We start from the raw sequence: 20,774 nt of genomic DNA, 5'->3' as shown, positions 1-20,774 counted from the left end.
GTTTGTGTGGCCGATGTGAGGATCCGCTGAATGTGCTTTCCACGCACAGTCATTGTCGCTCCGATCCAAGAGTCCGATCATCGCTGTGTTGTGGATGCGTGCAAGCGAGCTGAACCGCAGGCTGGTTGGTTTAACTACATGCAGGCACGTCAGACTTGCCTGTAATAGCTTGCTTCAGCCCCAGCGTGCGGGAGATAGCCGAGCGATTCCATCAGACGATGATGGTTTTGCCAGCCCACACATTCCAGCGTTGCTTATTCGACGGATTCCCTCGTTTTCCAAGGGGCGCGGCGATGAAACAGTTCCGTCTTGTAGATGCCGTTCATCGGTTCAGGCAGCGCGTTGTCACGCTCGTCGGCCGGCTTCTGACCGACGGGTCGATTCCAGCCTCAGTCAGTCGTTGGCTGTATTGAATGCTGACGTAGTGACACGCTCCGTCTGGTGTGTTCACGTGGCTCGCCAGTTCGAATGTCGGTACGGTCTTTTGTGAGAATTACTTCAAAGGACGTATCAAGTCTACCCTAGTGAAGCATCGGATGCTGGCGTGTCGATCCAGAATCGGTATCGAGGCGCACCCTATACGGGTTCCAAATACCTGACCTATTTTGGCCGGATTGTGTCGTTCACATCAGCGAGGCAGACTTCTATCGATGCCACTGCATTCGTTAGTGGCGGACAGCAACGAATCACGAATCACGAACCGCGAACGAAGAATTCGCCCAATGGAGACAGAAGATGACTGTGCTTGATGAGCGCCGGCCGCCACACTCGCGATTCGCGCAATCGGAACGACGAGTGCCTACGAGAGCGGTTGTTGCGGCGATCGCGGGCAACGCTCTTGAGTTCTATGATTTTGGGATCTACTCGTTCTTCGCGGTCTACGCAGCACGGGCTTTCTTTCCATCCTTGGACGGACTGACAGGAATTCTTGCTTCGGTCGCAGTTTTTGGGGTGGGTTTCGTGACTCGCCCTCTTGGTGCGCTGTTTATCGGCCGGCTCGGCGACCGCCTCGGACGCAAGCCGGCCTTGCTTCTTACCATCGCGCTGATCATTGTCGGCACTATGGGACTGGCCTTGACTCCCGATCAGGCTACCATCGGCGTCGCCGCTCCGATCATCGTGGTCATCAGCCGGCTCATCCAAGGGTTCGGCTTGGGCGGCGAAGTCGGGCCGGCCGTAGCATTCCTTATGGAAGCTGCCCCCGAGGGGCGACGCGGTTTCTATACGAGTTGGTCGACCGCCAGCCAGGGCATTTCGGGTTTCGCCGCAGGGATTGTCGGCGTCACGTTCACATCGCTACTGGCGCCGGAGAACATGCAGAGTTGGGGATGGCGATTAGCGTTCGCCCTTGGGCTCCTACTCGTCCCGGTTGCGCTCTACTTGCGCAAACAGATGCCCGAGACCTTCGATGGCCGTAGCCGTGAGGCGAATACGACGGCCACTCCATGGCGCGATTTGTGGCGCCATCGCCGAGCCATTTTGCCCGGCATGGCCATGCTCGGAGCTAGCACCGCGGTTTTCTACGTGGCGCTCTACATGACCACATACTCCATCGCGGTACTGAAAATGCCGCCGCATATCGGCATGTTTTCGGCGATAGTGTTGGGTGCGTCGCTGATCGTGTTCGGTCTGCTTGGTGGGTGGCTCTGTGATCGCTATAACGTCCGGGTCATAGTGGCGCTTCCATACACGGTCCTGCTCGCGGGAATCTACCCGGCATACCACCTTCTTATTCTCTCGCATAGCGTGCCGACCTTGCTCATCGCCACCGTATTGATGAGTGCCATGCCGGCCGTAGCGGGACCTTCGGTTCTGATGCTGATTGGCGAAGCGTTGCCGGCGCGCGTGCGAGCTCTCGGCCTCAGTGTCACTTATGCCGTTCCGATCACTATCTTCGGTGGCACCGCACAGGTTGTCGTCACCTGGTTGCTGAAACACACCGGCAATCCCGCTTCTCCAGCGTTCTATGCGGTTATGGCAAGCGCGGTCATGCTTTTTGCCATCATGGCCTTTCCAAAAGGTCTTGACCGGTTCGGTCACGCGAATGGAGTTGTGTTGGATTGAAGGCGGCCTGTCCCTCGGAAGACTAGAGTTTCAAACCTATTTTCAACTGATGCAGAGAGGCATATCAATGGCAGTCGCGGAAGAAATCTGGAACCTCGTCGAAGCAAAAAAGGAAGACTTCTTCGTGCTCAGTGACAAGGTATGGGCAACGCCGGAACTGTCCTATAACGAGTTCAGATCGGTTACCCAGCATGTGGCGATGCTGGAGCAGGAGGGGTTTCGTATTGTCCGGAATGTCGCCGGCATTCCGACCGCCGTTTTGGGCGAGGCCGGCGAAGGCGGACCCATCATCGCGTTCCTGGGCGAATACGACGCGCTCCCCGGACTGAGCCAGGCGGCCGGACTGGCCGAGTTCTCGCCGGTCGAAAAGGACGGACACGGACACGGGTGTGGGCACAACCTTCTTGGCGCCGCGGCTCTCTTGGCGGCGACGGCCGTGAAGGACTATCTCGCGGCTAACGGATTGAAAGGCCGCGTGCGTTACTACGGCTGTCCAGCAGAGGAGGGTGGAGCGGGCAAGGCTTTTATGGCGCGCGCAGGCGCCTTCGACGACGTCGACGCCGCCATCACGTGGCATCCAGCCTTTTTTAACATGGTATGGGACTCTGGCTCTCTCGCCACTCTCGGAATCGACTTCAGCTTTACGGGGCGCACCGCCCATGCTGCAGCTACGCCGCATCTCGGCCGCAGCGCGCTGGACGCCGTCGAACTCATGAACGTCGGCGTCAACTATATGCGCGAGCACATGTCGAGCCATGCCCGCATACACTATGCCATCATCGATGCAGGCGGCATCGCGCCGAATGTCGTGCAGAGCCACGCTACGGTACGTTATTCGATCCGCGCCGCCCAACAGACGGAATTGGTCGAACTAGCCGAACGGGTCCGCAAGGTAGCCAAAGGCGCAGCGTTGATGACAGAGACCGAGGTGAGCGAAGACGTGCACGCTGCGGTCGCAAGCTTGCTTCGCAATCGTCCCTTCGAAGAAGCGCTCCACGCCAATTTGACGAAGTTGGGGCCTACTGGCTTCGACAAACGTGACCGCGCAATCGCGGCGCCTTATCAGGCGTCCTGTTCGGCGAAAGCGATCGCTGCTTCCTACGAGTTGTGGCAGCTCGCGCCGCGCGAGCACACGGTGCTGTGTGACGAAGTCTGGCCGTTGCGCGACGTCACTGAGCCGGTCATGGGATCGACGGACGTTGGTGATGTGAGTCGCACGGTGCCAACAGTGCAGCTTCTGGCGGCGACCCATGTCATTGGCCCGCCGTCCCACACTTGGCAATGGACCGCCCAGAGCAATTCGGATCCGGCGCGCAAGGGTTTGGCCTATGCTGCGAAGGTCATGGCGGCAACCGGAGCGGACGTCTTGACGGACGATAGGCTCCGCACGGCCGTCAAGGATGAGTTCCAGCGGCAAAGCGCACTTGACCCATTCACCTGCCTGATGCCCCCCGAACTGGGCCCCCGCTTGCCGCAACAGGCCGACTGAGAAGGAGTCCGTCGCAGTCCCGGACGGCCTGGCGAATCACAGTGCGGGAGTGCTCTTTGCAGGCCCCCCGATGCCGCGCCGCGTCTGACGCTCCTTCCTTGGAGGCGAGCTGTCTACCATGCGTCGGCTCGGCTTCCGGAGTGGGGGACGAACGTCGCTGATACGGCACCGGTGTCTGCGCGCCGACCAGGGTCGCGGGTTGTTCGCAGGAACAGGCGTCGTTGTATGGATCAACGACTGTTAGCGACGCTCGACCTTGACGCGATCCAGCCGTAACGTGGTTGCGGCGAAGTCACCTTGATTCGGACGCGCTGTCGACCGTGTCAGTTCAAATTCAAATGGGTATCGGGGGGATTGGTCGAAGACTATTAACTTAGTACAACATATAAAAACATGTCACTGTGTCGCAGTCTGCACAGTCATTCTTCAATGATCGATGGAGATCAAATGCACAAGAAAAAGTCTGCTGCTATTGTGTTGGCGTCAACCGCACTCGTCGGCGTGGCTCATGCGCAATCGAGCGTTACCTTGTACGGTTTGATTGACGCAGGTTTTGGCTACGTCAACACCAATCAAGGCAGCCGCTATGCGATGATGAACGGTAATCTCAATGGTGATCGATGGGGGTTGAAAGGCGTAGAAGACCTGGGTGGTGGGTTGGCGGCAATTTTTCAGATTGAAAATGGTTTTAATGTCGGCACCGGCGCATTTGGTCAAGGTGGGCGCGAATTTGGCCGGCAGTCGTGGGTCGGTATCACGAGCGCCAGTGTCGGTACTCTTAAGCTGGGGCGGCAGTATGATCCGGTGGTTGACAAGGTTCAAGGGTTGACACTCGAAAGCGTCTTCGGATCTCCAGCCACAACTCCCGGAGACGTCGATAACAACGACAACAGTGCGCGCATCTCGAACGCAATCAAATACGTTAGCCCCTTGTTTGGAGGTATCCAGTTTGAAGGACTGTACGCACTGAATGGTGTGGCTGGGCAGCCTGGGTCAGGAAATACCTACTCTGCGGCAGCCAGTTACACTGGCGGAGCATTGAGCATCGCGGCAGGCTATCTTCATGGAAGTAATACTGCGGCCGCCTCGGGACAGCTTCGGACCACGTGGAGTGGTACGATGGATTCGATCTTTGACGGACCCATCAGCAACGGCTATCAAACTGCTGCAACGATCGGAATAGCGCATGCAGCGGCCCGCTATCAGCTTTCTGCGCTGACGCTCGGAGCTGTGTATAGCTACGCGGCGTTTAACGCGGACGCGCAGTCGACGTTCAAATCGCAGCAGCACTTCAATTCGGGAAAAGTGTATGCCCTCTATCAGATTAGTCCCAGTGTCCTCGGCGGACTCGGATACATCTACACCCGCGCTGGAGGTGACACGTCTGCAACGTATAACCAGGTGACGGCGGGCGCTACCTACGCCTTGTCGAAGCGCACGGACTTCTACGCGGTTGCCGCTTACCAGCATGCGAGCGGAACGCAGCGGACGGCCGCAGGAGGGCTCGTTGATGCAGTCGCGTCGGTCGGTTCATATGGGCTGACTGGAAACGGTAACTCCCAGACACTGGTGGTTGTCGGTATGCGTCACCGATTCTGACATCCAAAGATGCAGAACAATGGTCCACGGGTGGACGGCGCTCCGTCTACCTGTGGTACTTTTGAAAGATATATATCTCTGGTCTCTTTATTCGCGTAAAGGACGAGCCAGACCCTCGTCATGAGCGATACCACGCCTTTGTCCGCCGCATCACCGGTCCAGACCGTGCCCGCGCACGATGCCACTGACGCCGGTGTGCGACAGGTGGCGACTTCGCCGCGCTGGTTGCACCCGACGCCGAAGATTCATTGGCTACTGCCCCCGATGCTTCGTCGGCCGGTTCAACTACCGATTCGGCTACTTCGCCGCCCAACGCCGGATCACCCGCCGCCGCGCTATTCGCCAGATCGGGGGCCGCCGCCGCGGCCAAGGCGAGCATGCCGCCGGGCTTCGCGGCGCAGCCGGATTTCGAATCATTGCGGCCACCGCCGGCCGGCGCGGCGTCGGCGGCACCAGCACGTACCTGCGTCGTAGCGACAGGCGATGGTCGGCGCTCGGCCGGATCATTGCGGCGCGCGCTCGGCGCGTGTTCGATCGTGCTGGCCAGCGAAGCTCGCAGCGCACGCTGCGCATCGGCGTGTCAGCACGGATCTTCCATCCGAAGCCCGGCGCGCCGGGGTTGCGTGGTAAGACTCTGCAGTATGTGGAGGAATCGATTGCGCACCGTGTGATGTCGCGCGACGTCCTCGTGTTCATGATCCCGACCGTCGGGCACCAAGGGACGCTGCATCCGAGCAACATCCGGCTGCGCGACTACGCGAAGCATCTCAATGGGCTGCTGCAAGGCGGCGCGGACGTGTCGCCGCAAACCTACGCCGCATCCGACGCACGGCCGGAATGGCCGGGCGATCGGGTGCACGACATGTACGCGCTCGAGTGCTGCACGAGTTCGTAGAGTCGGGCAAGCCGGTGCTCGGTGTGTGCCGCGGTTGTCAACTCATCAACGTCGCATTCGGCGGATCGCTGTATCAGGACATCGCGACCGAGGTGCCGACCGCGAACGCGCACGTGAGTGAGCGCTACAGCCAGCACCGTTATGCGATCCGCTTTCCGGAACGCTCGACGCTGGCGAGCATGTTGCCGGGGCGCAGGGAAGTGATCGCGAACTCGATCCACCGTCAGGCGATCCGTGAGCTCGGTCGCGATCTTAACATCGAGGCCGTGTCGTCCGACGACGGGATCATCGAAGGAATCCGCTATAGGCGCGCGGCGTTCGTCGTCGGCGTGCAGTGGCACCCGGAGTTCCACCGCGCAGGCGGCCCTGAGTTGCTCGACTGCGTGCCGCTGCTCGATACGTTTTTGCGTGCGGCGCGCGATATGAGGCTGTGACGCGTGTCTGAGCTACCCGTCTCGCAGGCGGTGAAGGGTTATCGGGAATCGCAGCACCCTAGGGGGTGAACCCGGGGCGACGCTGCTTTTTACGATCTCCGGCTGTCTCCGACTCGACCGCCGGAGTCCGACGCAATCTTCCGAAAGGTCGTTGCTGCACGCCGCGCGATATATGACGTGTCGTCGGTGTTGGCCGTGTGCACGTACGCGGGTGGCCCGGCCCGTCCTGCGGTGCCGGCACCGCGCGGACAACGGCAGTGGCGTCGATACACTCCCCGTACCTCGGCGAAGAGCCGTTCGCAGAGTTGGTGCTTCAAGCAGGCGTCGGACTTGACGGCGTTGTCACATCCGGTACGGCTTCCCAGCCCAGATCAATGCCCACAAAGCGACGCAGGCTGGTGGTGTCATACAGGGCCTCTTTGCAAGCGAGCTCGGCCAGATTGAAGCAGCGCTGCACGAAGAGAATCCACAGCATCGGCTCCGAACGAATCGGCGGGCGACCCCGCGTTTCCGGTAATACAGTTCGACTACCGCGCACACAGTTCGGCCCACGGAACGATCGTGTTCATCGTGTCAAGAAACTCGTTGCGTCGCGTGCGTTTGCGTCGGGTCTCGAACCCGCACCCAAGCATTTCCGCCGCTCCGCTGAGCGCACACCGAGCTCCATTGGGCTCGAAGGCGTCTCGGTGGCGGATGTATATAGCCGTGCGAGCTATGGGTCCCGCCGTCAAAGGAGGAACCTCCATCCCTACGAGCAAAAACGGCTTAGGGCGAAGTCTTCGATGCCGACCTGTGTGCGATCGCCTGTCACCAGATCGGCGAGCACAGCGCCTGCGGCCGGTCCTATGCCGAAGCCATGGCCTGAAAAGCCGGAACCGAGATAGAAACCCGGTATCTGCTCGACCTTCGAGATAACCGGCAGCGCATCGGGCGTGACGTCAATCATACCTGCCCACGTACGTGCAATCGTCGCATTGGCGAACGACGGAAAGGTCTGCTTCAGGCAATTCATTGCGTCGTTGAGCATTCCGTTGTTCGCCTCAGGATCGAGCACGCGGTACGATTCGAACGGCGTCGGGCGGTCAATGCTGAAGCGGCGCGGAATCTTCAGTTCATCAAAAAAGGGGCGTCCGAAACGGAGTCGCAGGTACTTGCGCTCTTTGAGCCAGGCCCGCAGGTATTTCGTGCTCAGGCGAATGCTGTCGGGCGTGAGGTCGGCGACCGAGGCACCGAGTTTCGACACTGTGTACCCGCCGTCGCAGCGTTTGCGGCATGTGAAGTCGCCCCCGTTGATTGCGACATTCAGTTTAGCGTCGATAGGTGCGGTTTGCAGCACGGAGGCATGGACCTTGAGTTGCGGAAACTCAATTGCATGGTTGCCGCAGAATAGCCGCGACCATGCGCCGCCTGCCAGTACCACGTCGGCGCATTTCACGACGCCGTGCTCGGTCACGACCCCCGACACGCGCCCCGCCGACACGTCGATGCCGCGCACCGCGCAGTGCTCGAAGATGGATGCTCCGCTCGCGCGAGCGAGTTCGGCGATGCCGCGTGTGGCCATCGTGGGTTCGGCGACACCGTCGGTCGCGCTATACAGCGCCCCGTCCCATGTGCGGCTCGACTGTGGGAGAAAGCTCGCGAGTTCGGCCCTGCCGAGAAGGCTGACGCGGACACCGCTGGCGCCGGATGCATCGATCCATTTTTGATGCAGCGCCATCTCCGACTCGTCTTTCGCAAGATATGCGAGTCCCGTCATCCGGTAGCCCACGTCGATTTGCGACTGGATTGACTGCCACAATTCGTTAGCGAGGACAGACAGTTGCAGTTCCTTAATGTCGCGTCCGATGGAGCGCACCCAGCCCCAGTTGCGTGAAGACTGTTCGCAACCGATCGCGCCTTTTTCGAACACCGCGACGTCGACACCTTTGCGCGCCAGCGCAAGCGCGCAACTGATTCCAATGATTCCGCCGCCAATAATTGCGACGGAGACCTGCTTGGGCAATTCGGGTTTCAATGTGATTTCTTGAATGGGCAGCATGTTAGCTCGGAGATATGTCAGTTGACGCGCTTGCGGCTGGCGATCAGAGCCACGAGCGCCAGAGTCGAAATCACTATCAGGTAATAGGCCGGCGACATGATGCTGCCCGTCAATTTCACGAGAAGGTTGGTCACGACAGGCGTGAGTCCGCCGAACAGCGTCATCGCGATTACGTAGGCGAGCGACGAGCCGGTGGTACGGCAGGACGTAGGAAACAGTTGTGAGAGCAACGAGCCGACCGGCGCGTAGTAGAAGCTGTAGAACACCAGTGAAAGGGTGCACTGGAATGTGATCAACGTTGCGGTGCTCGGCGCACGCGTGAGCATGTAAAAGAGCGGCAGGATGAGCACCATGCCGCACAGTAGCGCGGCACGCATCACCTTGACGGTGCCGAGCCGGTCCGCTGCGATGCCGCCGATTATCGGGAAAACGACGGATACGAGGCCGCTGAGCGTCGACGACAGGAAGGCTGCGTCCTTGCTGACTCCCAGATTATGAATTGCGAACGTCGGCATGTAGATGTTCATAAAGCTAGCGAGGCCACCGGCGCCTGAAATGACCGCCCCCATGAGCACGCTCGACATATGGGATTGCGCCGTTTCGCGCAACGGCTTGCGAACCGCTGCACTTGCCTGCGCGAACGCCACCGTCTCGTTCACCTTTCGTCGGATATAGAGACCAATCGGTCCTATCAGACAGCCAAAGGCGAATGGCAGACGCCAGCCCCACGATTCGACCTGTTGCGGCGACAGATAGCGATTCACGCAGTAGGCGAAGAGCGACGCCACCAGTACGGCGAGACCTGACGTCGACCATTGCAGGCTTCCGAAAAACCCCCTGCGCTTCGCATCCTGTTCGGTCAAAAATGAATTGGCCGCTCCAAATTCGCCGCCTGCTGAGAAGCCTTGGAGCAGGCGTCCCGCGACTAGAATTACCGGCGCGAACACGCCGATCTTGTCGTATGTGGGCACAAGTGTGATCGAGGCAGTGCCGCACAGCATCAGAAACGCCGTGAGGCTTAACGTGAAACGCCGGCCATGTTTGTCGGCGACCACGCCCAGGATGATCGCACCGACCGGACGGATGAGGAATGAGCTTGCGAAAGTGAGCAGACTAAGCAACAGCGCCGATTGTTCGTCGCCGGTCGGAAAAAATAGCTTCGACACAGTGATTGCGAACATTGCGTAGACGAGCAGGTCGAACCATTCGAAAAATGTGCCAAAGTTTGCGGCGATAACATCGCGCATCCAACTTGTTGCTGGCTTCGGGCAGACGATGGGGTCAAGGGTGTTGGCTCTGTTCGGCATCTTGTTTCCTTTGCAGTCGGTGCTGGCGAGCAGCCCAACGGGTGTATCGCCGCGCGTCGCGTCGCGACAGCAGCGGCAGAGAGAGACATCGCTTCTTGGCATTCGCCGCCGAAATCGGTGTCTTTCAGTTGCGGTGGTTATTCGTTGCGCCGCCGGGCCATGCACGGGTGGCATGAGTAGGATGGTGTGCCGTCGACGTGAACGACACAATGCCGTCAAAAAGGGTCTGGTATTTGAAATTCGTATAGAGGGTTTCCCCGGATACGGACAGACTTCACTCGGCAAACTCATTGCCTCGCGCACCGAGCATTTCTTGGCCGTCGATCTCCAACGTCGATGTCGATAAGGCGGCTACCGGTGCGCACTGCACAGACCGCCGGAGATGCAGGGCTGCGTTGCAGGCAGTACACCGCATCCGTCTAGCCTTTACCCGAAGAATAGGGGGATACCCTTATCCACTTTTCAAATAGTCGGCCGCTTTTGGCGACATTGTTTATCGGACGGTGAAGCGCGAATATTCACCCATACCGCCATGTTTCGGGCGGAACAGTCCACGAATGGGAGCGCTTGCAATGACCAAAGACGGAAAAATGAGGCTCGGCCTCTCGATGCGATATCTCGGCTATCACGTGGCCGCCTGGAGGCATCCGGACGTGCCCGCGGACGGCGCGCTCAGTTTCGAGTACTTCCTGAGCACGGCCCGCAAGGCGGAAGCAGCGCATCTCGACATGGTTTTCTTTGCTGACGGTCTCGGGATCCGCGCCAATGACAATCCGAAAGGATCTCTTGCGCGTGACATGCGGAATGCTGAGTTGGAACCGATCACACTCCTCGCCGCATTGGGCGCGACGACGTCAAATATCGGCCTGGTGGCAACCGCTTCGACCACGTACAACGAACCATTTCACATCGCGCGCAAATACGCTTCGATCGATCACATCAGCGGTGGCCGCGCCGGATGGAATGTCGTCACATCATGGTCAGATGAGGAAGCTCAAAACTTCAACAGGAACGAGAACCTTGCTTATGAGGACCGGTACGAACGAGCCGACGAGTTCGTCGATGTCGTCAAATCCCTTTGGCGAAGCTGGGAGGATGACGCGTTCGTCCGAGACAAGGAAAGCGGACTTTTCTACCACGAAGACAAGTTGCACGTTCCTGATCACAAGGGCAAGCACTTCCAGGTGCGGGGTCCACTGAATTCGGCGCGCACACCGCAGGGAGAGCCGATCATCGTGCAGGCCGGAGCTTCCGAGGCCGGACGTGAACTTGCTGCTAGATGCGCGGATGTGGTTTACAGTAACTCGCACGACCTGAAACATGCGCAAGATTACTACGGCGATCTTAAGGCGCGGCTTGCGAAGTATGGTCGCGAGCCCGAAGAGTTGCTAATCATGCCGGGCATTACACCGTTCGTAGGTAAGACCAGGCAAGAGGCGCAAGACAGGTTCGACCAGCTTCAGGAGCTTATCCACCCGCTGAGTGGTCTGGCCTCGCTCTATAACGCACTGGGCGACCTGTCTGGGTATCCGCTTGACGGGCCGGTGCCGGACATCGGTGGTCAGAAACTCAGGAGCATCGCATCAAACCTCTTGGAGATGGCTCGTACCGAGAAACTCTCAATTCGGCAACTCTACCAGCGCGTCGCATCGACTTTCTGGGTACGCCTCGCGATTGGAACTGCGAGCGACATCGTTGATGAGATGGAAGAGTGGTTCAAGAATGATGGCGCCGACGGCTTCAATTTTTGCCCGGCCATCCTTCCGGGCGGCATGGAAGACATTAGTGATCTCCTCATCCCGGAACTGCGCCGCCGCGGGTTGTTCAGGGATCGCTATGAAGGACGAACTCTGCGCGAGAACCTTGGCCTCAAACCCAGCATCTTCAAGCTTGCGTGATCCGTCATAGTCCAGGCAGGTGACCAAATGCAAACCATCGATTCAAGAGCTAACTTCCAGCAGGCGATGTCGTTGTTCGCTGCCGGCGTTACAGTTATTACCGCAATGCACGACGCAAAGCCGGTCGGCCTCATCGCTACATCGGTATGCAGTCTATCCGACGACCCGCCGTCGGTCATCGTCTGCGTGAACAAGAGCGCTTCGTCCCACGACGCGATCCTGAGGGCAGGTAGTTTTGCCGTAAATCTCCTTTCGACAGCGCACTGCGGGGTCGTTGACACATTTCGCAAAACTAAAGGGCAAGCCCGCTTCACTTCCAACCAATGGGCATCTCTCGTGACCGGTGCACCGGTCCTGGCTGATGCAACGGTTGCATTGGACTGTGAAATCAGTGATCAGCATGACGGATTCACCCACTCCATCATCGTTGGAGTGATCAGAGAGATTGCATTTAATGAGACCGCTGATGCGGGATGCCTTCTGTGGCACGAACGCGGTTTTGCACGGAGCGCACCTCTGACTATTTGACTGCGGACGCCGGTGCTTCAAGTCGAACGGATTGTCGGCCAGTGTAATCGCTCATCGTGACCGAATCTTTATTGAGTAGTGCCAGCCGCGAAGCACCAGGAAGGCCCGACCGTCAGAACACCATGGTCGGTACATCCTTGCGACGCTGGTCCGAAACATAGATGATGGCTGTTAAAAGTGGGCTATCAACTGGGAAACTATGAACATCCGGCAACTTGAAGCATTCCGCACGACTATGATGGTCGGCACTGTAAACGGTGCTGCGGACTTACTGGGGCTGTCTCAGCCATCGGTGAGTCGCTTGATCACCGAGCTCGAAAAGGAGCTCGGCGTGACATTGTTCAACCGCGCTGCTGGCAGGCTGGTGCCGACGCCTGAAGGAAGGATGATCCACGAGCAAGTAGAGAACACATTTCGTGCGTACCAAAAGATCGGGGAACTTGCCGCTGATGTGAGGAAACTTCGCGTAGGCAGCGTCTCGATCGCATGCATGCCGGCCCTAGGAATAACTTTTTTGCCGGCAGTCATAGCCCGGTTTTGTGAAGCTCATCCAGACGTTGATATCTCACTGGATGTTCAAAGCTCCACGAAGGTGGAAGACTGGATTGCGACGGAACGAATCGATCTTGGCCTTGCAGAAGTACCTTACGACCGCGAGGACCTTTCAGTAGACGAATTCTGTAATGTTCCCTACTACGCCGTCATGAAGAAGGGGGACCAGCTCGCGGAAAAGTCGATGCTTTCACCGACGGATTTCGAAGGGCGTACGTTTATTTCCACCACGGCGCACTATCAAGCCCGGCCGCATGTTGATCGCCTTTTCGAATCGCGAGACGTACACCGTGTCATGCGCGTCGATACCTCGTTCTCCCACTCAACATGCGAGTTGGCCGCACTGGGAATGGGTGTCGGTCTTATCGATCCATTCAGTGTTCACGGATACCTTGATCGGGTCGAGGTTCGTCTCGTAGACCCTTGCATTACCTTCAGGGTTGGACTGCTATACCCAAGGTCTCGCCCGTTGTCGAAAGTAGGGCGAACATTTGTTTTGTTTATGAAGGAGTGTCGTGACCGATGGTTCGCTGAGGTGGCCGCAGCTTGCAGACCTCCTGTATGACTCCGCAGAGACTCTTCTAACCCCGGGGTGGCACCGGCGGTGTCGATTGATTTCTTGAATAGGTTAAGACTCAGGCGTGACTCCTGAGACATCCGTCTCAAATGTTGCGTCTATTTTTGGTTTCGAATAGATCGTTATCGAGCTCTGACTATGGCTATCAAAACGCTTCGCATACCTAGCTATCCAATCGATACGCAGTTCGTCGAGCGCTGGTCACCTCGCGCCTTCACATTGGATCCTATCGATGAGGGTACCGTTCTCACTATTCTCGAAGCCGCCCGTTGGGCTCCTTCCTCTTATAACTCTCAGCCTTGGCGGTTTGTTTACGTCCATCGGGACACGGATCACTGGGACTCGTTTCTTTCGTTTTTGAATGACTTCAACCGCTCGTGGGCAGTCCGTGCCGCGGCGATCGTTGTGGTTATGTCAAAGCGGACATTTCGGATAACTGGAAAAGATGAGGAACTATCGTTGCCCACGCATTCATTTGACGCTGGAGCTGCCTGGGCGTTTCTTGCGTTGCAGGCTAGCCTTATAGGGTGGGGCGCTCATGCTCTTGCAGGGATCAACAGCGACCACATCCGTAGCGAACTGAGCATTCCAGACGATTTTTCAATCGAAGCTTGCGTAGCAGTGGGTCGGGCTGGGGATGCTGCGCTACTTCCGCATTTTCTCCAGCCAAAGGAGGTGCCGAGTGACCGTCGACCACTGGTCGACATGGCGGCGGAAGGACGTTTTGTGGACGGAACATAACTGTTTTAGAAGCGCCATTTTCAACCACGCGTGCGGGCTCGTCGGGCTATGGGAGCTGGCGTGCGGCGGCGTGCAGACCAGGTGTCAGCAGCTAAGCACGAAGGTGCCCGAAGGGCCCGCATGCGCCGTCTCTTACGCGTTGCCCTATGACACGGGCAACGTAACAGCGCTTTTTATTAGGAGAAGCTATGGAACAGTTGACTTTCGAACGGGTTTGTAAGATCGACCCGACTCAGCTGCAGGAGAATATGAGCTATCCCGCTGACGAAATGCTAATCGCTGGTAGGCCGAAGAGAATCAGCCGTCCTTTGGTGGACTTTGAACCATCACGTCCGGGTGTCGGTTTCTGGGAGGCAGAGGTTGGCGCCTGGAAGTTCGTCTATCCATCAAAGCGCAACGAGATCTTCCACGTCCTGGAGGGTACCTTCTCGCTCGAGAGCGAAACCACACCACAGACTGAATTCTCCAAGGGCGACACGGGCGTTATCCCCGCCGGCTTCTCAGGAACTTTGAGAGTCACCGAGGCAGTTCGAAAGATATACGTTCTTCTCACCTGAGAAGCGTCACCAACGACGTCGCAAGTTGACTCGCGAAGCGTCTTCGCAAAGTCGCGTTGAGCTGCATTATGACGGAAGGTAGTTAAATGACCTATTCAGATACCAAGCTTTTCATTAACGGAACTTGGTGTGACGCACTTGATGGAGCGACCATCAATGTGATCAGCCCTTCGACCGGCGAAAGGATTGGCGTGGTCGCCTGCGCGGCAAAGGAGGACCTTGAACGCGCTGCATCCGCTTCAGAAGCGGGCTTCGCTGAATGGCGCAACTTCGCAGCGGTTGAAAGAGCGAGGATAATGAGAGGCGCGGCAATGCTTCTGCGGGAGCGCGTCGAGACCATCGCTTCCCTCCTAACGCAAGAGCAGGGAAAGCCGCTTGCTGAAGCGCGGGCGGAAGTCTTCTCGGCGTCGGAGATCATCGAATGGTTCGCTGATGAAGGCTTGCGCGTCTATGGACGCGTCGTTCCGTCGCGAAGTCAGAATGTTCAACAACTCGTGTTGAAGGAACCGGTCGGACCGGTCGTAGCCTTTACGCCCTGGAATTTTCCGGTTAATCAGATCGCTCGAAAGCTGTCGGCCGCGCTGACCACGGGCTGCTCTTTCATTGTGAAAGCGCCGGAAGAGACGCCCGCCTCGCCGGCGGCGCTTATTCGGGCATTTTCGGACGCAGGCGTTCCTCGGGGCGTTTTAGGTCTCGTCTTCGGGAATCCTGCGGAAGTTTCTGAGTTTCTTGTTTCCCATCCAGCAGTTCGGAAGGTCACGTTCACAGGATCAACGGCTATCGGCAAGCAGCTGGCCAGTCTGGCCGGCCGACATATGAAACGGACGACGATGGAACTGGGCGGTCATGCGCCAGTCATCATCGCTGCAGACGCTGATGTCGAGGAGGCTGCGAAAGTTTTAGGTGCCGCAAAATTCAGAAACGCGGGACAGGTCTGCGTTTCGCCCACGCGATTCCTCGTGCATAACAGCTTGCGCGGGTCGTTCGAGGCTGCGATGGTCGCGTATGCCGAACAGTTGCAAATAGGTGACGGTCTGGAAAAAAGCACGTCGCTAGGGCCGTTGGCAAATAAGCGTCGCTTGGCGGCCATGAAAGAGGTCGTGAGCAACGCACGTGAGTCTGGAGCCAGGTTGTTGACGGGTGGAAACGAGATCGGCGATCGAGGCAATTTTTTCGCGCCTACGGTGCTTTCCGACGTGCCATTAACCGCCGCGATCTTCAATGAGGAGCCATTTGGTCCTGTCGCTGCGATACGAGGATTCGATGCCCTCGACGAAGCGATATCAGAAGCGAACAGGCTTCCGTATGGACTTGCGGGATACGCATTCACGAATTGCGTGAAGAGCGTACATCAGCTTTCGCAACGCCTGAATGTTGGAATGCTATGGATTAATCAGGGCGCTACGCCGTGGCCTGAAATGCCGTTCGGCGGCGTCGGGGATTCCGGTTACGGTTCGGAAGGCGGTCCTGAGGCGTTGGAACCTTATTTGGTTACCAAAGCCGTCACGATCAAAAGCTGATCACCGACGTAGAGGCCGGATCCCTTCGCAGAAAGTAAGGCCATGGGCCAAGTCAAACCATCAAACACGTACTCCGCGGCGGCGGCGGGTTCAAGAGAATAGATCAATGCACAACGCAAACGTATCCAGACTGCTCAATGTCCTACTTGGCGAAGAAAAGACTCGTGTCCTTTTTTCCACGCTCAATTTCCCCTCCATTCTCAACGACTGGGAAGAAGGCACTGTAACCCGCGCCGAGTTGGCGCAAGCGATGAATATGGCGCTCTTCGATGATCTTCTACAGCGGTCGGAAAACGGCCGCACCTACACGAAGGAAGCGATTGCGAAGGGCGGGTCAGTGTTCTTCGATCACGGAGCGCTGCGCACGGTGCGCTGGCCCCACAACGGCGCGCTGCCGCCCGGCGAGGCCGCGTTCACTCGGATTCTTCGTCCGCTCGGCTTCAGGCTCAACGGCCGCTATCCACTCGTCAAGCTCGGCATGACCGGCCGTGCGTATGCGCACGAGGACGCACCCGATGAGATCGCCCAGTTCTTCGTCAGTGAGCTACACCCGGAGCGTTTTTCGAAGGAGTTCCAGCAGGCTGTGACGAACGTCGTCGCTTCATCCAAAGATCCGTTGACGGCGCTCGCGATCTCACAGCTTTCGGACCTGGAGCGCGACGGATCGTTGCCCGGCGACGCGGCGGAACAGTTGCTGCCCGTCATCGTCGGCGCATTCTCGCGCCAGCACGCCATTCCACGAGAGACGGATTACGACACGTTGCTGCTTGAATCGGCGGAGATGGCATGGATCGCGACTGAGGGGAATGCCTTCAATCATGCAACAGATCGTGTCGAGGACGTATTCAGCCTTTCGGAGGATGAGAAGTCGAAGGGTCGTCCGATGAAGCCCGATGTCGAACGTTCGCGTTCTGGGCGCGTGTTCCAGACGGCTTATAGGGCGGATACAGTGCGGCGCGCTTTCCGTTCGTCCGATGGCGACGAGATTACCCGAGAGGTGCCGGGCTCGTTCTATGAGTTCATCACGCGCAAGCGTGAATTCGATCAGGCAAAGCGCGGTTGGCAGGTAGACCTGCGCTTCGATGCGGGCAACGCCACCGGTATCTTCAAGATGACAGCCAAGGCAGCGAAGTAACGTGAAATCAGCCAGACCGTTCCAGGCGAGCTTGCCCCTTCTGCAAGCCTTAGAAGCTGAAATGCGTGCGAGGGTGCGCGGCGAAGTGCGTTTCGACGCGGGCTCCAAAGCGCTGTATGCGTCCGATGCATCAAACTATCGGCAGATACCGCTCGGCGTCGTCGTGCCCGCCGATATCGAAGATCTTGTCGCAACGCTCGACGTATGCCGTCGCAAGGACGTTCCATTTTTGACCCGCGGAGGGGGTACCTCGCAGAACGGGCAGTGCGTGAATGTGGCCGTGGTGGCCGACGCGAGCAAGTATGTGAATCGCGTGGTATCGGTAGATGCGAAGACGCGCACGGCCATCGTTGAGCCGGGCGCGATCTGCGACACGCTGCGCGACGCCGCCGAAGCGCACGGCCTCACGTTCGCCCCCGACCCGGCCACGCACAGCCGATGCACGCTCGGCGGCATGATCGCCAACAACTCGTGCGGGGCGCATTCGGTGATGGCTGGGAAGACCGTGGAAAACGTTGAGGCGCTCGAGATCGCCACTTACGATGGCGCGCGCTTCTGGGTAGGCCCGACGAGCGACGCGGAACTCGATGCCATCATTTGCGAAGGTGGAAGGCGCGGTGAGATTTATCGCAAGCTGCGCGATTTGCGCGACCGCTACGCGGGTCACATCCGCGACGAGTTTCCACAAATCAAACGACGCGTCTCTGGTTTTAATCTCGACCAGTTGCTCCCGGAGAACGGCTTCAACGTGGCGCGCGCGCTCGTCGGCACGGAAGGCACGTGCGCGGTGACGCTTCGGGCCAAGGTTCGACTGGTGCATAGCCCGGCATGTCGCGTGCTGTTGGTGCTCGGCTTCAAGGACATTTACACAGCGGCGGATGCGGTACCGCATTTCAATCGCTTTTCACCCCTCGCCATCGAAGGGCTCGATCGCGGCATCATTCGTGGTCTGGAGGTGCGCGGACTGAAATCGGAAGAGATCGCGCTGCTGCCTGAAGGCGACGCTTGGGTCGTGCTCGAATTCGGCGCCGACACGGTTCAGGACGCGCTTTCGCAAGCGCAGGAAGCGGATGGGTACTTCAAGGCGGGCCTGGGTGGTGAGAATGTCACGAGTTTCGTCGTCGAGCAGAAGGTGAAGCAGCAGAAGATCTGGTCGATTCGTGAGACGGGTGCATCCGCTGTTTCGCTGTCGATCGATCCGGCTACGCCAGACCCGATCGTCGGCTGGGAAGATGCTGCGGTCGACCCAATGCGTCTCGGCGATTATCTGCGTCAGTTCCAGACGCTGGTCGACCGCTACGGCTACGAGACGTGCCTTTACGGACACTTCGGCGACGGTTGCGTGCATGCGCGAATCACGTTCGATATTCGAACGCCGGAAGGCGTGCTCAGGTGGCGCGAATTCTTGCGCGATTCGGCGCAACTTGTTGTCGACTACGGCGGGTCACTGTCCGGCGAACATGGCGATGGACAAGCGAAGGCCGAGTTCCTTCCGATTATGTACGGGCCCGAAGTCATGCGGGCAATGGAGGAGTTCAAGGCCATCTGGGATCCTGCGAACCGGCTGAATCCAGGTAAGGTCGTGAACGCGTACCGCGCGGATGAGAATCTGCGCATGGGACCGTCGTACAAGCCCGTGAAGCTCACGACGAAACTGACGTTTGCCAGCCGCGAAGGCGATGGCTTGCAGCGCGCGGTGGAGCGTTGCATCGGCATGGGGAAGTGCCGTTCTCTTGATGGCGGCACCATGTGTCCGAGTTTTCGCGCGACGCGCGAAGAAAAGTATTCGACCCGTGGCCGCGCGCATCTGCTCTGGGAAATGCTGCAAGGAGAAGTTATCACCGACGGATGGAACAGCCGCGAGGTGAAGGAAGCGCTAGATGGCTGTCTCGCGTGCAAGGGCTGCAAGTCTGACTGTCCGACGCATACCGACATGGCGTCGTACAAGGCCGAGTTCTTGTCTCACTACTACCAGCGTCATCGCCGGCCCAGGCAGGCGATGTTCATGGGCAGGATCGGGCAATGGGCGCCGCTGGCGAGTCGTTTTCCGTGGCTCACGAATCTTATGACGTCGTCGCGTTTCATCGCGCCTATCAGCAAGTGGGTCGCGGGCGTCGCGCCGCAGCGCGATCTGCCGCTTTTCGCGTCGAAACCGTTCAGACAACTTGCGGATGGTCATCGCGTACGCGACAGGCATCCGAATGCAAAGCAGACGGGCAAGGTCATTCTGTGGGTTGATACCTTCAACGATCATTTCTCGCCTCAAATTGCAAGCGCCGCATTCGATGTCCTGACACTGCTCGGATACGACGTGGTATTGCCTCACAAGCGTCTGTGTTGCGGGCGTCCGCTGTATGACTACGGGCTCATTGACCAGGCGAAGGCCTTGTTGCGACGCGCGGTCGACGAGCTATCGGAAGACATCCTGCTCGGCGTTCCGGTCGTCGGACTTGAGCCCGGTTGTCTGTCCGTGTTCAAGGACGAATTACTCAAGCAGTTGCCGCAGGATGACATTGCGCGAAAGCTCTCGGCGCAAACGCATCTCTTGTCGGACTTCCTCGCCGAAACGGAATTTCAGTGGCCGACGCTCGATGCCGATGTCATCGTGCACGGGCATTGTCATCAGAAATCGCTGTTCGGCATGCATGGCGAAACCGCGCTGCTCGACAAACTCGGTGTGCGCTGGAAGCTGCTCGATACAGGATGCTGCGGCATGGCTGGATCGTTCGGTTTCAACAACGAGCACTATGATCTGTCGATGAAAGTAGCGGAAGACAAGCTGCTGCCGCTCTTGCGCGCAGCCCCGCCGGATGCATTGATCATGACCAACGGCTTCAGTTGCCGTGAGCAGATCGAACAAGGTGTGAAGCGACCGGTCCTGCATATCGCCGAGCTCGCGCTTCGTGCGCTCAGGAGCGGGCATGGCGGCCGTCCGGTTTCTCGATCCAGTATAGCGGGCGGCCTGACTTCAGCTTCAAACAGTGCATCTTTTCGCCCAATGCAGAGAGATCAGGCCTGACTTGCGCTCAGCACTCCTTGATTCGGTGGCCGTATGGAAAAGATGTGAGCGCAACTGGCCTGGTGGACCGAATGCCTGGCTGCGAGGGATTTTGGAGCAGACGGGGGCGGAGCGCGCCTGCACATCGTCGTGGGCGGAGGTTTTGGTATGGCTGTTTTCGTGTGATCAGACACCGGTCTTGACGCGGCGGCGCGTGGGCTACCGCAGACATCAATGTCTTGCACACCCCCAGACTGCGGCCATTGGCACCCCTTTCCACGTGGGGTAGGGAGTACTCGGAGGACCTGAGGTGCGATCTTGAAGGTCGCCGTACCGTAACCTTCATCAAGGATGAGAAAGTTATGACGAGCGTGGGAATGTCGTTGAGGAGTATGGTCGAGGATTGGTTGGCGCCCGACCCGAACAGAGGGTTTCGGGTCAG

General features: G+C 58.5%; 13 protein-coding genes and 3 pseudogenes. 12 read left to right on the top strand and 4 right to left on the bottom strand.

Annotated elements, in window-relative coordinates; translation table 11 throughout:
- Positions 1-149: 149 nt before the first annotated feature.
- A pseudogene (locus F6X42_RS25140) lies at positions 150-430 on the bottom strand (IS3 family transposase); the annotation flags it as partial.
- A 305-nt stretch (positions 431-735) separates the two neighbouring features.
- Here F6X42_RS25140 and F6X42_RS25135 point away from each other — a divergent pair.
- The 4 genes and pseudogenes from F6X42_RS25135 to F6X42_RS25120 all read left to right on the top strand — a co-directional run bounded on the left by F6X42_RS25135 (position 736) and on the right by F6X42_RS25120 (position 6,481).
- Entirely contained in the window at positions 736-2,064 is a 1,329-nt protein-coding gene (locus F6X42_RS25135) for an MFS transporter (RefSeq protein ID WP_187636783.1), read from the top strand.
- 67 nt (positions 2,065-2,131) lie between these two features.
- Positions 2,132-3,553 (top strand): amidohydrolase, encoded by a 1,422-nt coding sequence (locus F6X42_RS25130; RefSeq protein ID WP_187636782.1) that lies wholly within the window; start codon positions 2,132-2,134, stop codon positions 3,551-3,553.
- Between the two features lie 447 nt (positions 3,554-4,000).
- On the top strand, positions 4,001-5,152 hold the full coding sequence (locus tag F6X42_RS25125; RefSeq protein ID WP_116140878.1) for a porin: 1,152 nt from the start codon (positions 4,001-4,003) through the stop codon (positions 5,150-5,152).
- 248 nt (positions 5,153-5,400) lie between these two features.
- Positions 5,401-6,481 (top strand): annotated as a pseudogene (locus F6X42_RS25120) (gamma-glutamyl-gamma-aminobutyrate hydrolase family protein).
- A 278-nt stretch (positions 6,482-6,759) separates the two neighbouring features.
- Here F6X42_RS25120 and F6X42_RS25115 read toward each other — a convergent pair.
- The 3 genes and pseudogenes from F6X42_RS25115 to F6X42_RS25105 form a co-directional block, all read right to left on the bottom strand.
- Positions 6,760-7,113, bottom strand: a pseudogene (locus F6X42_RS25115) (transposase); the annotation flags it as partial.
- A 116-nt stretch (positions 7,114-7,229) separates the two neighbouring features.
- Positions 7,230-8,519: an NAD(P)/FAD-dependent oxidoreductase gene (locus F6X42_RS25110; RefSeq protein ID WP_102630907.1), complete on the bottom strand. Its 1,290-nt coding sequence runs from the start codon at positions 8,517-8,519 to the stop codon at positions 7,230-7,232.
- A gap of 17 nt (positions 8,520-8,536) precedes the next feature.
- Positions 8,537-9,826, bottom strand: coding sequence for an MFS transporter (locus F6X42_RS25105; protein WP_102630908.1), 1,290 nt, complete (start codon positions 9,824-9,826; stop codon positions 8,537-8,539).
- 572 nt (positions 9,827-10,398) lie between these two features.
- Here F6X42_RS25105 and F6X42_RS25100 point away from each other — a divergent pair.
- The 8 genes from F6X42_RS25100 to F6X42_RS25065 all read left to right on the top strand — a co-directional run bounded on the left by F6X42_RS25100 (position 10,399) and on the right by F6X42_RS25065 (position 20,353).
- The gene (locus tag F6X42_RS25100; protein ID WP_102631013.1) at positions 10,399-11,724 is read left to right on the top strand and encodes an LLM class flavin-dependent oxidoreductase; all 1,326 of its coding nucleotides are present in this window, start codon (positions 10,399-10,401) and stop codon (positions 11,722-11,724) included.
- Between the two features lie 27 nt (positions 11,725-11,751).
- Positions 11,752-12,252 carry a flavin reductase family protein gene (locus tag F6X42_RS25095; protein ID WP_116140882.1) on the top strand — a complete coding sequence of 167 codons (501 nt, stop codon included), beginning with the start codon at positions 11,752-11,754 and terminating at the stop codon, positions 12,250-12,252.
- A gap of 199 nt (positions 12,253-12,451) precedes the next feature.
- Entirely contained in the window at positions 12,452-13,369 is a 918-nt protein-coding gene (locus F6X42_RS25090; RefSeq protein WP_187636781.1) for a LysR substrate-binding domain-containing protein, read from the top strand.
- Positions 13,370-13,519: 150 nt separating this feature from the next.
- Complete coding sequence (locus F6X42_RS25085; protein WP_187636780.1) at positions 13,520-14,122, top strand: nitroreductase family protein; 603 nt, start codon at positions 13,520-13,522, stop codon at positions 14,120-14,122.
- Positions 14,123-14,310: 188 nt separating this feature from the next.
- Positions 14,311-14,679: a cupin domain-containing protein gene (locus tag F6X42_RS25080; protein WP_187636779.1), complete on the top strand. Its 369-nt coding sequence runs from the start codon at positions 14,311-14,313 to the stop codon at positions 14,677-14,679.
- Positions 14,680-14,765: 86 nt separating this feature from the next.
- Complete coding sequence (locus F6X42_RS25075) at positions 14,766-16,199, top strand: NAD-dependent succinate-semialdehyde dehydrogenase (RefSeq protein WP_187636778.1); 1,434 nt, start codon at positions 14,766-14,768, stop codon at positions 16,197-16,199.
- Between the two features lie 106 nt (positions 16,200-16,305).
- Positions 16,306-17,334: a DUF1338 domain-containing protein gene (locus tag F6X42_RS25070; RefSeq protein WP_116140890.1), complete on the top strand. Its 1,029-nt coding sequence runs from the start codon at positions 16,306-16,308 to the stop codon at positions 17,332-17,334.
- Positions 17,335-17,395: 61 nt separating this feature from the next.
- Entirely contained in the window at positions 17,396-20,353 is a 2,958-nt protein-coding gene (locus F6X42_RS25065; protein ID WP_222945712.1) for an FAD-binding and (Fe-S)-binding domain-containing protein, read from the top strand.
- The last annotated feature ends 421 nt before the right edge of the window (positions 20,354-20,774 follow it).

The organism is Paraburkholderia podalyriae, from assembly GCF_014397785.1.
Classification (GTDB): domain Bacteria; phylum Pseudomonadota; class Gammaproteobacteria; order Burkholderiales; family Burkholderiaceae; genus Paraburkholderia; species Paraburkholderia podalyriae.
Note: the sequence above shows the minus strand (reverse complement) of the source record. Positions and strands in the feature narration are given on the sequence as shown.

What these genes read in the sequence shown, in the direction of transcription:
- F6X42_RS25065 (WP_222945712.1), top strand. Translation starts at nt 17,396, where the DNA reads ATGCGTGCGAGGGTGCGCGGCGAAGTGCGTTTCGACGCGGGCTCCAAA.
- F6X42_RS25090 (WP_187636781.1), top strand. Translation starts at nt 12,452, where the DNA reads ATGAACATCCGGCAACTTGAAGCATTCCGCACGACTATGATGGTCGGC.
- F6X42_RS25105 (WP_102630908.1), bottom strand. Translation starts at nt 9,826, where the DNA reads ATGCCGAACAGAGCCAACACCCTTGACCCCATCGTCTGCCCGAAGCCA.
- F6X42_RS25095 (WP_116140882.1), top strand. Translation starts at nt 11,752, where the DNA reads ATGCAAACCATCGATTCAAGAGCTAACTTCCAGCAGGCGATGTCGTTG.
- F6X42_RS25110 (WP_102630907.1), bottom strand. Translation starts at nt 8,519, where the DNA reads ATGCTGCCCATTCAAGAAATCACATTGAAACCCGAATTGCCCAAGCAG.
- F6X42_RS25085 (WP_187636780.1), top strand. Translation starts at nt 13,520, where the DNA reads ATGGCTATCAAAACGCTTCGCATACCTAGCTATCCAATCGATACGCAG.
- F6X42_RS25080 (WP_187636779.1), top strand. Translation starts at nt 14,311, where the DNA reads ATGGAACAGTTGACTTTCGAACGGGTTTGTAAGATCGACCCGACTCAG.
- F6X42_RS25135 (WP_187636783.1), top strand. Translation starts at nt 736, where the DNA reads ATGACTGTGCTTGATGAGCGCCGGCCGCCACACTCGCGATTCGCGCAA.
- F6X42_RS25070 (WP_116140890.1), top strand. Translation starts at nt 16,306, where the DNA reads ATGCACAACGCAAACGTATCCAGACTGCTCAATGTCCTACTTGGCGAA.
- F6X42_RS25100 (WP_102631013.1), top strand. Translation starts at nt 10,399, where the DNA reads ATGACCAAAGACGGAAAAATGAGGCTCGGCCTCTCGATGCGATATCTC.
- F6X42_RS25075 (WP_187636778.1), top strand. Translation starts at nt 14,766, where the DNA reads ATGACCTATTCAGATACCAAGCTTTTCATTAACGGAACTTGGTGTGAC.
- F6X42_RS25130 (WP_187636782.1), top strand. Translation starts at nt 2,132, where the DNA reads ATGGCAGTCGCGGAAGAAATCTGGAACCTCGTCGAAGCAAAAAAGGAA.
- F6X42_RS25125 (WP_116140878.1), top strand. Translation starts at nt 4,001, where the DNA reads ATGCACAAGAAAAAGTCTGCTGCTATTGTGTTGGCGTCAACCGCACTC.